The organism is Marinomonas sp. MED121, from assembly GCF_000153025.1.
GTDB lineage: Bacteria > Pseudomonadota > Gammaproteobacteria > Pseudomonadales > Marinomonadaceae > Marinomonas.
In genome coordinates this window covers 484,949-497,884 of record NZ_CH672430.1, presented here as the reverse complement: position 1 = coordinate 497,884, position 12,936 = coordinate 484,949, and the positions used below count along the sequence as shown (strand labels likewise).

13 protein-coding genes are annotated in these 12,936 nt (G+C 40.2%); 10 read left to right on the top strand and 3 right to left on the bottom strand.

Annotation, left to right across the window (positions count from 1 at the left end; translation table 11 throughout):
- Nucleotides 1-114 precede the first annotated feature (114 nt).
- The 4 genes from MED121_RS10205 to MED121_RS10190 all read left to right on the top strand — a co-directional run bounded on the left by MED121_RS10205 (nucleotide 115) and on the right by MED121_RS10190 (nucleotide 2,191).
- Complete coding sequence (locus tag MED121_RS10205; RefSeq protein ID WP_009833605.1) at nucleotides 115-486, top strand: hypothetical protein; 372 nt, start codon at nucleotides 115-117, stop codon at nucleotides 484-486.
- 222 nt (nucleotides 487-708) lie between these two features.
- Entirely contained in the window at nucleotides 709-1,080 is a 372-nt protein-coding gene (locus tag MED121_RS10200) for a hypothetical protein (protein ID WP_009833604.1), read from the top strand.
- Nucleotides 1,081-1,206: 126 nt separating this feature from the next.
- Nucleotides 1,207-1,536, top strand: coding sequence for a hypothetical protein (locus MED121_RS10195; protein WP_009833603.1), 330 nt, complete (start codon nucleotides 1,207-1,209; stop codon nucleotides 1,534-1,536).
- A gap of 316 nt (nucleotides 1,537-1,852) precedes the next feature.
- On the top strand, nucleotides 1,853-2,191 hold the full coding sequence (locus MED121_RS10190) for a hypothetical protein (RefSeq protein ID WP_036179919.1): 339 nt from the start codon (nucleotides 1,853-1,855) through the stop codon (nucleotides 2,189-2,191).
- A gap of 191 nt (nucleotides 2,192-2,382) precedes the next feature.
- On the opposite strand, the gene MED121_RS10185 is transcribed toward MED121_RS10190, so the two are convergent.
- Entirely contained in the window at nucleotides 2,383-3,036 is a 654-nt protein-coding gene (locus tag MED121_RS10185) for an FMN-binding negative transcriptional regulator (protein WP_009833601.1), read from the bottom strand.
- A 51-nt stretch (nucleotides 3,037-3,087) separates the two neighbouring features.
- Complete coding sequence (locus MED121_RS10180) at nucleotides 3,088-3,609, bottom strand: GNAT family N-acetyltransferase (RefSeq protein ID WP_009833600.1); 522 nt, start codon at nucleotides 3,607-3,609, stop codon at nucleotides 3,088-3,090.
- A 203-nt stretch (nucleotides 3,610-3,812) separates the two neighbouring features.
- Between MED121_RS10180 and MED121_RS24055 the strand changes: the two genes are divergently transcribed.
- The 3 genes from MED121_RS24055 to MED121_RS10170 all read left to right on the top strand — a co-directional run bounded on the left by MED121_RS24055 (nucleotide 3,813) and on the right by MED121_RS10170 (nucleotide 5,185).
- Nucleotides 3,813-4,211, top strand: coding sequence for a substrate-binding domain-containing protein (locus MED121_RS24055; protein WP_083789385.1), 399 nt, complete (start codon nucleotides 3,813-3,815; stop codon nucleotides 4,209-4,211).
- An 81-nt stretch (nucleotides 4,212-4,292) separates the two neighbouring features.
- Complete coding sequence (locus MED121_RS24050; protein ID WP_009833597.1) at nucleotides 4,293-4,631, top strand: putative DNA-binding protein; 339 nt, start codon at nucleotides 4,293-4,295, stop codon at nucleotides 4,629-4,631.
- A gap of 122 nt (nucleotides 4,632-4,753) precedes the next feature.
- A complete protein-coding gene (locus MED121_RS10170) occupies nucleotides 4,754-5,185 on the top strand; it encodes a thioesterase family protein (RefSeq protein ID WP_009833596.1) in 432 nt (143 codons plus the stop codon).
- Nucleotides 5,186-5,456: 271 nt separating this feature from the next.
- Here the strand turns inward: MED121_RS10170 and ppsA are convergent, their stop codons facing one another.
- Complete coding sequence (ppsA, locus tag MED121_RS10160; protein WP_009833594.1) at nucleotides 5,457-7,853, bottom strand: phosphoenolpyruvate synthase; 2,397 nt, start codon at nucleotides 7,851-7,853, stop codon at nucleotides 5,457-5,459.
- 325 nt (nucleotides 7,854-8,178) lie between these two features.
- Here ppsA and MED121_RS10155 point away from each other — a divergent pair, with 325 nt between their 5' ends.
- The 3 genes from MED121_RS10155 to rlmB all read left to right on the top strand — a co-directional run bounded on the left by MED121_RS10155 (nucleotide 8,179) and on the right by rlmB (nucleotide 12,926).
- The gene (locus tag MED121_RS10155; protein WP_009833593.1) at nucleotides 8,179-8,982 is read left to right on the top strand and encodes a pyruvate, water dikinase regulatory protein; all 804 of its coding nucleotides are present in this window, start codon (nucleotides 8,179-8,181) and stop codon (nucleotides 8,980-8,982) included.
- A gap of 464 nt (nucleotides 8,983-9,446) precedes the next feature.
- Nucleotides 9,447-12,071 carry a ribonuclease R gene (rnr, locus tag MED121_RS10150; protein ID WP_009833592.1) on the top strand — a complete coding sequence of 875 codons (2,625 nt, stop codon included), beginning with the start codon at nucleotides 9,447-9,449 and terminating at the stop codon, nucleotides 12,069-12,071.
- 90 nt (nucleotides 12,072-12,161) lie between these two features.
- Entirely contained in the window at nucleotides 12,162-12,926 is a 765-nt protein-coding gene (gene rlmB, locus MED121_RS10145; RefSeq protein ID WP_036180179.1) for a 23S rRNA (guanosine(2251)-2'-O)-methyltransferase RlmB, read from the top strand.
- Nucleotides 12,927-12,936: the final 10 nt, after the last annotated feature.

Below are 12,936 nucleotides of genomic sequence, written 5' to 3'. Positions count from 1 at the left end.
TTTATAAAAATAAAAAAAATCTTAAATATTTCTTTCTTTGGTATAGTATACGATTTTTTTAAAATTATGTTGATTCCATTCTTGAAATATAAATATATTATATAGGTTTATCTCATGAAAAAAGTTTTTATTATTATTTTGAGTTCTATTGTATCATTAAATTTACATGCAACAACTAATGCTTCTCCAGGGCAGAAATGGTATGGACCCTATACTATTACTAAAGTTGCAAGATACTGGGATGGTGGCGGTCGAGCCACTGTGCATTTTGCTGAAACGCCTACGGACATACCATGTGATATAAACATAAATCAGAAAAAAGCAACTTATTGGGGAGACCCAAATGCTCATGCTTTTGCTGATAGTATGTTCTCTGTTGCAGCGACTGCTAACGCTCAAAATAAGAAGGTATATTTTTTACTAGATAAGTCATGCCATCCGCTATATGGCATGAATCTTCATGGCATAGAAATGGTTTCTAATTAAAACTTTAAAGAGAAAGTTCTCTTAGACACCCAACTTTAATTTGCTGGATATCTCATATTAAGCTGAAATAAATTGTTAAGAGTGGATATTATTTTTAATTTTTTTATAATGGCTGTCTTATATTAGTTTTCACTCCCATCAATGTATTGAATAAGATCGGCATGGAGGTACCCATAATTAAGTGTGGTTCTATGTATTTATGAAACTAAAGGAAATTAAAAGATGAAAAAATCAAATAGAATCAAAGTGTCACTTTTTACTTTTATGTCTGTGTTTTCAACGAGTTCATTTGCAGGATTTTATCAAGGGCCAATTTTATCGATAGGGACAGGTAGTCATTATGATGCGTTATGTGCTTTTGAATCTTGTGCTGTGATTATGGTTGATGAAGTGTATTATCAAGGCCCTAATTGTAGGGCTGAAGACTCTTGGGCCTTTGTAGTTAGAACAGATACTAATTCAGGGAAATCGACTTACTCTCAATTACTTACCGCGTATTCTTCTGGTAAAGAGGTTGTGATAAAGGGTACAGATAGTTGTAGTGGCATTGATTCAATAGAAACCTTGTTATATGCCTATTTTAAATTCAAATAATTTTTTCTTTTTAAAAGAATGCCTGTCTTGTTAAGTATTTTTATGAGTTAGATCTACCATGGGTTAGGCTTGATAGTTATTTAAATAATATCATTTTAATTTTTAACCAGGTTTAAGGGGTGATAGATGAAAAAAATATTTTCTTTTTTATTATTAACAATATCTTTTGAGGTCTTTTCAAGTAGCATTGATGACGCCATTGTTAATGTTGTTCATATTAAACAGTCAAATGGGTATGCTTTGATTAAAACAGATAAAACGCCTGAGAATCAGATATCGTGTGCTGTTAATACCTCTTGGGACTATAGTCTTCCTCTTACTAATGAAATCCAAAAAATGCAGCTTTCAGCTTTATTAACAGCTTACGCATCTAAAGCAAAAGTTAAACTAAGTGGCCTTTCTGCCTGTAATGAGCATAGTGATGTTGAATCACTTGACATGGTAAGACTCCAATAAAAAATTTCACATTTAGTTTAATGCTAAGATTACTTATTATTTTTATCCGATAAAATGATAACGGCGCAATCTTTAATAAAAGTGAGTTTCCTGATTTTTTAAATGGACCTAATCCAAAGTATCATCATGTTAGAGAAGGTATTGTAGGCGTAACAGAAAACGCTATTAAGGCAATGTTATCTGTTGCACTATCTATTTCTATGCTAATAAGAAATAATGTGTTTACTTTGATAAGGGTTCTAATGCTTGTGCTATTAAAGAGTTAGCAATCATTTATTAATAACTTATTTGAACGAAAAAGGATTTTGGTGGGTGTATGAAGAAAATATTTGTTATGTTGTTCTGTTTGTGTAGCTTTTCTGTTTATGCGGGAAATGCTTGGTATTTTGGAAAAGTAACCAAAATATACACACTGGGTTCTGATGGAAGCTTTCAAATTTCTGTTAATAATTCTAGTTTATTATCTAACTGTCTTTATGAGCGCGTTAATTTTAGTGTCACTAATATGGGAGCTGAACGAACCAAAGCTGCTCTATCAATGGCTATGACTGCTTTTGCTTCAGGTAAAGAATGGGGTGTTGTGGTTGATATTGCTAACTCGGGAGAAATTTGTGAGGCTTCCTCTACTGCTAGTCAAGGTGCAGGGGTTCGATAGTTTTTGAATTATAACGATTTCAAATGACAGAAAAAGGCTGTTGTGGCACCAGCTTAAAGTGTTTTTAGCTTTTGGTTAACCAGTGGTTTGAATATGAATACTTCTTTAATTCATTGCAGCATTAGTTCAACATGGCTTTTCATAGATTAAATTCAATAAGAAGTCATGTTGTAAACTTATTTTTCTTGGCTTTAGCCACATCCTATAGCCATCTTCTCCATATATAGTGCTAAAGCCTGATCATCTAATCTTGGTGATTCAGAGAGCGCTTTGTAAACCCCTTCTTGGTCGGCTTTAGGTCGATGTTGTCCCAGTTTTAATTTGCCTTCGAGTTTTGTTATTTCGATTTTAAAGCCGACGATGGCACTAAGTAGTTTGTGTTTGAATTCGTCAGTGACGGGCTCTTTTATCCCTTCTTCATTCGTTTTAAGTAATGAAGGCTTGTAAGTTTTTAATTTATCGTCGATAACACTTAGGGTGTCATCATCATTTAATAAACTTACTTTGCCATAGGCATGGACAGCTGCGTAATTCCAAGTGGGAACGGCAGGGCTGTGGGCGTACCAGGTGGGAGAGATATAAGCATGAGGGCCTGAAAAAATGATCAGAACTTCTGTGCCCTCTAAGCTTTTCCAATGGGGATTAGCTCTGGCCATATGGCTATAAAGAAGGTTTTGCTTTTCATCAAGAAGGAAAGGAAGGTGGGTTCCATTTAAGTTTGTTTCATGTGCTTTTTCATTGTTTTTTGCTGCGGTATCAAAAATTAAAACACCGAAACTGTGGGCTTTAATAAAGGCGTGAATCTGTGCGGTGTCTTCCATGGCGAGGTTTTTCGGGGTGTACATAAAAGTCCTTTTCTTTATGTGTCTAGTTTAAAACTAGGTTTAGTTGAGGGCTTAGTCGTTTAATTTAAGCTGAAAAAAGAGGTTTGCCGGTACGTCACTTTCACTTTGCTTAAAGCCTAATTTTTTGAGTAGGGCAATGGAGGCGAGATTGCTTTCATTAACACCTGCGATGAGAGTGTCTGCAAGGTCTCTTGTTTGAATATGCGCAATTAAATGGCTGACGAGTTCGCTTGCAAAGCCTTTTCCCCAAGACGCCTGTGCAAGTAGATAACCTAGGTGTGCATTCTTCTGTCCTTCATCTGTCTGCTCAAGGTAGATAAAACTAAATCCGATAAGGTGTTGTAATTCAGTTTGATAAACTAAAAATAACAGACTTTCATCTAGCATGCGCTCGAACCAAGTTTGGGCACTTTCTCGTGAATCTATGCCTGAAAAATATGGCGGTAATTGAGACACAACCTCTGGGGTGAGGATCTTGATAATACTGCTATAGATTGCGCCTAAATCTAATATTTCTAACTTAGAATTGGCTTCTAGAACAGTCAGTCTGGGAGTGTTGAGTTTGTGTGGCATAGGTCGCCTTTAGATTAAATACGGGTTATGGAGCAAGATGCATAATGAGTATATATCTTTTGAAGACAATCCTCTTTATCATCTGTGTCGTTTAAAATTATCGGATATAGTCTCCATGCTGGAAATGCTAGCCAACTTTTTGAAGTTTCTAAATTGAAGAATTAGAAGAGCAAGAAGGGTTACACAATGCTTTTGGGCGAACCTTGTATATCGATATTATTATGCAAGCACCTAAGCGTTTTCCTGATGCGGTAAAGCAGGCTATCTTGGCTAATCTAGCGACCTTGCCTAATTGGCGTATTCATCCAAGGTTTCATTTGTTTGAGTCTATTTCTCTGCCTGAGTTAAATAAATGTCTGCTAGGGTGTGAGGCAAGTGGATCAAATGGCGTTCTTTTAAAAGCACCAGATGAAAGCCTTATCAAACAAGGTGTTGATCACTTATTCGAGATGAATATCCCTGTGGTGACCTTGGTAACAGACCTGCCTTATAGCAAACGACTTGCCTATATCGGGATAGATAATCGTGCTGCAGGTCGTACGGCGGCTTATATGTTAAATCGGCTATTGAACAGCAACAAGCGAGCGTGGCAGTGGTATTGAGTCGTCAGGAATTTCGAGGGGAAGAAGAGCGAGAAATAGGTTTTCGAAGTTTGATTCGAGAGTCTTTTTCTTGGATTAATATTGTCGAGATCCGGGGCGGGCAAGGTTTATATCAAGCTGATATCTCAGCTTGAGCAAGATAGCGACATAAATTGTGTTTACAGTGTGGGTGGTGGTAACCAAGCTATTTTAGATGCGTTTGGTGCCTTATCTCGCCCAATTGATGTTTTTATTGGCCACGACCTTGACCAAGAAAATAGGGCTCTACTGATGTCTCATAAATTGGATTTGATCATAGATCATGATTTAGAAGAGGATGTGAGACGGGCTTTTAGCCACATACTCATGTTTCAAAAAGTGATCCCTAAAGCCAGTTTACCCGAGAGTAAAATCAATATAGTGACACCTTATAATTTGTAGACATCAATGATTTGCTTACATTTTTATGTATTTCAATGAAGGGCATTAGAAATGTATTGTAGTTACTTGATATTACCCTTAGTAATCGTCATGCTTTGATTTTAATAAAAAAGTGGATTGTTATGTTGGTTGAAAAAATTGCAACACGTTTCTCTGATACGGATGGTCTAGGGCATATTAATAACACCATGCTCCCTATTTGGTTTGAGGGGGCAAGAAACCCTATTTTTCAAATATTTACACCGGATTTATCACTTAAAAAATGGCATTTAATTTTGGCGAAATTTGATGTTGAATTCCATGGTGAGCTTTTTTATGGACAAGAGATTGAGCTTAGAACAGGTGTGTCTCGTATCGGTTCTAGTTCCTTTGATGTGTATCAAGAAGCTTGGCAGGGCGGGCGAAAATGTGCGTCAGGTACCGCTGTCCATGTTCATTTTGATCATGAAAATAAATCTTCTTTAGCTTTAACGGATGAGCTTAAAGACCGACTGTTGAGCCACCCTTTTAATAAGGCTCAATTTAATAAAGCACAGTTTAATAAGACACAATAGCGCGACTAAATAATCTTATCTGGTGCTACCAACAAAGGGTTATGTACAAAGAGCTTCTGTGCTCTGGTTTTCTAGAGTCTGTGCTTCTGGGCTCTACGCTTCTAGACATTGTGCTTCTAAAAAGTACGGCTAAGATGGTAAACCGTTTCAATGGGTTTAGTGTTTTCTATGAAGCAAAAAAAAGCCCCGCAGTAAGTACTGCAGGGCTAAAAACTAGAGAGTAACGCAATCTAAGGTAAGTATTACGCTAGATTACTTTACTGGGCCGCGATTAAACGGCTTTCTGACTTAGTGAGGTGCTTTCAATTACCTCATTAAGATGCAGCCAAGTTTCGACAACGGTATCTGGGTTCAAGGACACACTTTCTATGCCTTGCGCCACTAACCAGTCAGCGAAATCCGGGTGATCTGATGGTCCTTGACCACAGATACCCACGTATTTTCCTTTCTCACGACATGCTTTGATTGCCATTTTAAGCAAGATCTTCACAGCCTCATTTCTTTCGTCGAACTTATCAGCAATCAGACCTGAATCACGGTCTAGACCAAGTGTTAGCTGAGTTAAATCGTTCGAACCAATTGAGAAGCCATCGAAGTATTCTAGGAACTGATCTGCTAACAGTGCATTTGAAGGCAGTTCACACATCATAATAAGTTTCAGGCCATTCTCACCACGTACGAGACCTTGCTCAGCCAGTAGTTCGGTGACTAGGCGTGCTTCGTCTAGGTTACGAACAAATGGAATCATCAGCTGTACATTAGTGAAGCCCATTTCGTTACGTACGCGTTTCATCGCTTCACACTCAAGTGCAAAACAGTCACGGAAAGAGTCATCTATGTAGCGTGCTGCGCCACGAAAGCCCAGCATTGGGTTTTCTTCATCTGGTTCGAACAAAGGACCACCAACAAGGTTGTGGTACTCATTTGATTTAAAGTCAGATAAACGGACAATGACTGGTTTGTTCGCAAAAGAGCAAGCAAGTGTGGCAACACCTTCTACTAATTTGTCGATGTAGAAATCAACTGGTGATGCGTAGCCTGCAATGCGTTCTGAAATTTCTTCTTTCAAGCTAGCGTCTAGGCTATCAAAGTTAAGCAGTGCTTTCGGGTGAATACCAATCATGCGGTTGATGATGAATTCTAGGCGGGCTAAGCCGATACCTTCGTTTGGCAGCATGGCAAAGTCGAATGCACGGTTAGGGTTACCTACGTTCATCATGACTTTCACTGGAATGTCGGGCATTTCGCCAACTTCAGAGGTGATGACATCAAAGTCGATGAGACCTTCGTAAACCATACCTAAATCACCTTGTGCACAAGAAACGGTCACTTCTTGACCATCTTTGAGAACGCTGGTGGCATCATTACACCCAACGACCGCAGGAATACCAAGCTCGCGGGCAATGATTGCCGCGTGACAAGTACGGCCACCACGGTTTGTGACAATCGCAGAAGCGCGTTTCATGATAGGTTCCCAATCTGGATCTGTGATGTCAGTTACCAGCACATCGCCGTCTTGAATACGATCCATCTCAGTGATAGATGAAAGCACTTTAACTGTACCAGAGCCTATCTTGTGACCGATAGCGCGGCCATCAGTGATGATCTCGCCTTCATGTTTAAGACGGAATCTTTCCATGCTTTGCGTATTTTCTTGGCTACGTACTGTTTCAGGGCGGGCTTGTACGATATAAAGTTTGCCGTCGATACCATCTTTAGCCCACTCAATGTCCATTGGACGCTGGTAGTGCTCTTCAATGATGCAAGCTTGACGAGCAAGATCTTCAACTTCCTGGTCGCTTAGGGAGAATTCTTTTTGTTTATCTAATGCAACAGGGACGATTTTAACAAACTCGTCAGCGCTGTCGGCATCAGCATATTCCATTTTTTGTGCTTTGCTGCCCAGTGCCTTACGGACAACACTTGGGCGGTTAGCCGCCAATGTTTGCTTGTGCACGAAGAACTCATCAGGGTTAACGGTACCTTGTACAACCATTTCACCTAAGCCGTAAGCTGAGGTGATGAAAACAACGTCATCAAAGCCAGATTCAGTATCCAGGGTGAAAAGAACCCCAGAAGCGCCTATGTCACTGCGTACCATTTTTTGGATGCCCGCAGAGATAGCCACACCTTTGTGTTCAAAGCCTTGGTGAACACGGTATGAGATAGCACGGTCATTGTATAAAGAGGCAAAAACACGCTTGATAGAAAGCTTGATGTCTTCAAGGCCAATAACATTAAGGTAGGTCTCTTGTTGGCCAGCAAAAGAGGCATCAGGTAAATCTTCTGCGGTCGCTGATGAGCGTACAGCGAAAGAGGCTTCAGCATTGTTTTGAGCAAGTACAGCGTAGGCGTCTTCAATTTCTTTGTTGAACTCGTCAGAAAACTCTTCTGTTTCTACCCATTCACGAATCAGTTTGCCTGCTTCTGCTAAGGCATGGACATCATCAACATCTAGGGTGTCTAATAAATCATGAATGCGTTTGTTAAGGCCACTTTGCTCTAGGAAAGTTTGATAAGCATAGGAAGTGGTTGCGAAGCCGTTTGGAACTTGAATGCCAAGTTCAGTTAGATTGGAAATCATTTCGCCTAGAGAGGCGTTTTTGCCACCCACAGTACCGACATCGTCAATACCTAAATCTTTAAACCACTTAATGAAATTGCTCACCTGTATCACTCCTAAGTGCGATTTTTATTCGTTATTTTTTTGTCTGTTCTTACGAACAGTTTTTCTCGTGCTTGCGTCTTGAGCTTTGATTTTCAAAGTGTGATTACATGCTTATCTGTATTCTCGTGCGCCATTTGCTGATTTGCATTTGGGCTTGCCACCTTTACTCATTGAGCTCATTGTATGTAGCGAATGGGTAATCGACAAAATTGAATATTCGATGTGGTTTTATTTCAAACGGAAAAAACTATGTCGTTACATAACAACATAATTGCCAGTTTGGCCCATTAAAATGTGACAATTTAACAACGACTTGGAGAAAAAAATGAAGGTGTATTTTGTATCTGATGGGACAGCAATTACTGCAGAAGTGTTCGGCTCTGCCATGCTGTCTTTTTTTGATGTGAAGATAGATACCAAGAGTGTGCCATTTCTAACCACAGTGGATAAGGCGCTGGGTTTTTGTCAGCAGCTTGAAGAGGATGCTAAATCAGGGGATGTTCCCTTAGTGTTTTACACTATTTCTGATCATATTATTCGGGACAAAATTCAATCGTCATGTGGTCATTGTTATAATCTTTTTGGTGACTTACTTTCACCTATCGAAAAAGCCCTAGGAGTACCTGCAAGGCCGACGGCTCAAAAGGCTCATGGTATTAAAGAAGGGGTCTACGATGGCCGTATAGATGCAATTAACTATGCTTTGGCTAACGACGATGGCTGTTCTGTGAAAAATTTAGAAGAGGCGCATATCATACTTTTGGGGGTCTCTCGTTCCGGTAAAACACCTACCAGTTTATATCTTGCCATGCAGTATGGTATTAAAGCGGCTAACTATCCTTTGAATGAAGATGATTTTGAAGCAAATGGTTTGCCTAAAGTGTTGAAACCGCACAAAAAACGTCTCTATGGTTTAACGATAGATGCGAATCGATTGCATGAAATTCGAACAGGTCGAATGGCGCAAAGTAAATATGCTTCGTTAAAACAATGCCGTTATGAGGTGGCTGAAGTTGAGGCAGTTTATCGTCAAGAACGGATTCAGTATGTCGATTCAACCCATTTATCTGTGGAAGAAATTTCCACCAAAGTGATGCAGGATATGGAATTAGAGCGTCACAGGGCTTAAAAAATCAACGTCAACCTATCTAAAAAATCGATAGGTTGACGTTTTTAGTGATATTTTTATTAAATTTAATTGGAATAATGGGTTTTATCGGTCGCTTTTTCCGTTTTCTATTTCATATTTCGAAGAGAATTTCGTATTTGAGTCCTGTTTTGTTGTGGAATTACCATTCAAACGAATAAATCGATCGATTAAAAAAGCAACTTTTTTTAACTTCCGACCTAAAAATTGTCATCTTGGGTATCTAGTATTTTGTTACTTCATTTAAGAAGCGCTGGAATAAAGTAAGACTCGGCAAAAACTTCTATCTGTGCTTGTCTCACTGCTCTATAATAAGCGGGCGTTCGAATTAGCTCATTTATAGCTAACAATATGATAACGCTTAACATCGGGTTGTTTGACAATGTGATGTGCAAGGCTCACCTAACTCTGTGCCATCAAATTGATCAACTCAAGGAATATCAACGTTGACTAAAAAAACCAACAAAGAACAAAATACTATCGATCCTTTTAAAGCGCGTGAAGCGTCCAAATATGAAAACCCCGTCCCCAGCCGAGAATATATTCTTGAATTTCTTGCCTCACAAGATAACGCGTTTTCCCATCCTGCTTTATGTGAACAATTTAATTTAACTGGGGAAGATGAAATAGAAGCATTACGTCGCCGCTTAATTGCCATGGCGCGTGATCATCAAGCAAGCTGCATTAATAACGAATATGCCCCCCTTGCCCAAGACGATTTTTATGAAGGCTATATACAAGGCAATAAAGAAGGTCATGGCTTTCTATTGCGTGAGGATGCAGATGACGTTTTCATTTCTGCTCGTCAAATGCAGCTGGTTATGGATGGAGATAAAGCCCGTGTTCGTTTATCTGGTCGTACTGTGCGAGGACGACTTGACGGTGTGATCGTCGAAGTACTTGAACATAAGCATGCTCGTTTAGTAGGTCGCTATTACAAAGAAAGCCAAGCTGAATTTGTGACACCAGAAAACCCACGTCTTGCTCAGGATATTCTGCTCGCAAAAGATACAGGTTTACACCCTGAACATGGGCAGTATGTGGTCATTGAAATGACGGAGTATGCTGATAAACGTAATGCTGCAAAAGGTGTAATCACTCAAATTTTGGGTGACTTTATGGCTCCTGGGCTTGAAATTGATGTGGCCTTGCATAGATACGAGGTCCCCCATGAATGGCCCGATGCGGTTATCAAGCAAGTTAAGAAAATCGGCGTAGAAGTCGCAGAAGAAGACAAAATTAATCGTGTTGATTTAAGAGATCGACCTTTCGTCACTATTGATGGTGAAGATGCTCGTGATTTTGATGATGCGGTAATGTGTGAGAAAACACCGGGTGGATGGAAGCTTTATGTGGCCATTGCCGATGTCTCTCACTATGTTAAAAAAGGCAGTGCATTGGATGCCGAAGCGATCGTTAGGGGGAACTCGGTTTACTTCCCTGGTCGTGTGATTCCTATGTTGCCAGAAGCCTTATCAAATGGGCTTTGCTCTTTAAACCCTGATGTTGACCGTTTAGCCATGGTGGCTGAAATCTCGTTAACGTCACGCGGTAAAATGCGCAGTTATAAGTTTTACGAAGGCCTGATCCGTTCTCATGCCCGTTTGACCTATACCAAGGTTGCGCAAATGATCGCTGAACCAGTCGACGGTGAGCGTGAACCTCAGGCCCAAGCATTAAGAGAAAGGTATGCCGGTATTATTTCTCATATTGATGACCTTGCTGGGCTTTATCAGGTTTTGCGCCAAGCACGTGATGAACGAGGTGCGCTTGAGTTTGATACGGTTGAAACCCGTATGGTGTTTGATCAGTTTTCTAAAATTGATCAAATCGTGCCAGTTGAAAGAAACGATGCTCATAAGCTTATAGAAGAGTGCATGCTGTGTGCTAACGTTGCGACGGCAGAATTCTTGTTAAAATCTGGCTTACCTGCCTTATTCCGTATTCATGAAGGGCCAAAAGAAGAAAAGCTGATTGCCTTGCGTGATTATCTGTCTGTTTTAGGTTTGTCTATTGGTGGTGGTTTAAAACCGACTCCCGATGATTATGCTGCCTTATCAGCTGATGTACAGGGTCGCTCGGATGCGAGAAGTATTCAGACTATGATTCTTCGTTCCATGAGCCAAGCCGTTTATTCGCCAGATAATTTAGGTCACTTTGGCTTAAATTATGACGCTTATACTCACTTTACTTCGCCGATTCGCCGTTATCCAGATTTATTGGTCCACAGAGCCATTCGTTATTTAATCCGAGGTGAGGGGCGTCCTAAGTTACGCCAAGCGGTTCGTGTTGCTGGCAGTGAAGAGTTAAAAGCGAAAAAAATCTATGGTTATGATGAAGCGGATATGGATGGCTTTGGTGAGTCTTGTTCTATATCAGAACGTCGCGCCGATGAGGCAACCCGTGATGTTGAAGCTTGGTTAAAATGTCAGTATGTAGAGCAACATCTAGGTGAAGAATTTGACGGTGTCATTACTGCCGTTACACCTTTTGGTATTTTTGTTGAATTACAAAACCTGTTTGTTGATGGTCTAGTGCATATTTCTGCTTTAGGTAATGACTATTTCCATCATGATCCTGAAATGCAGGTTATTGTGGGTGAACGTACTGCCAAAGTGTTCCGTCTTGGGGATAAACTCAAGGTTAGCGTGGCCCAAGTTAATCTTGAGCAGCGTAAAATTGACCTTGCCATTTTGAGTGAGAAGAAAGCACCTAGAGCCCCTAAGGCTAAAAAGTCTGAATTAACCGAACTTGAAATGCAGCTGGCACAATTACCGCCGATGGAGCTTGGTGCCCCGAGTCGCCCTAAAGCGAAAGAAAAGCTAGAGCAAGAAATAAAGGCTGATGATGCAAACGCTGATAAATCGGGTCACGAGACGAAGAAAAAACGTGCTCGCAAAAAGCCTGTTTCTAAGGGAAAGCGAATTCGTCAGAAAAAAACAGATTCGGCTAACAAACCCGCTAAGCCTGCTAAAAAGCCTAAAAGTGCTGCCGCTAAGAAAATAAGCGCGATTAAAAAAGCCAAGAAAAAAGGAAAAAAGAGCAATGCTAAAGCACGTGCTCAAGATTAAGGTGAGTCGCTAACCTTTACTTGATATCTACTGGCTAATCAAATGTCAGTAGATTTTCTAACTATTACCTTTGAGTTGAAAAAGATCACTATGTCAGATTTAGAATGGGTATACGGTATTCATGCCGTTGAAAACTTATTATTACAACAGCCTGAAAGAATTAAAGAGATTCGATTCCAAGAAGGTCGAGATGATAAAAAGATTAAACGTCTTTTAAACTTGTGTCGTGAAAATGGCATAAAAGCCAATGTGGTAGCTAGGCGTGAAATTGATCAGCTTTTTAAAGCTAGCCAAGAACGTGTTGTGCACCAAGGTGTGGCCGCATTTGCCAAGATGACACGTTCTCAAGATGAAGCTGATTTGTATAAATTGGTTGAAAACCTAGATGAACCACCTCTGATTATTATCCTAGACGGCATTACTGATCCCCATAACTTAGGGGCTTGTCTGCGAAGTGCCGATGCGGCGGGCGCTCACGCCTTGGTTATGCCAAAAGATAAATCAGCACCGTTAAATGCGACCGTGAGCAAGGTTGCATGTGGGGCAGCAGAAAGTATGCCTGTTTATGCTGTGACTAATCTTGCTCGAACAATGAAGAAGTTACAGGATAAAGGGGTATGGATTTTCGGCACTGCAGGTGAAGCAAGCCAAACTATCTATGAGCAAGACCTAACTATTCCTTCTGCCATTGTTATGGGCGCTGAGGGGGATGGCATGCGTAGGCTGACCCGTGAACAATGTGATTATCTGGTGAAATTACCTATGGCTGGGGTGGTCTCTAGTCTAAATGTCTCAGTGGCAACCGGTATTTGTTTATATGAAGCAGTACGTCAGCGTATCGTTAAAAAAGCCTAATTGTTAGGAA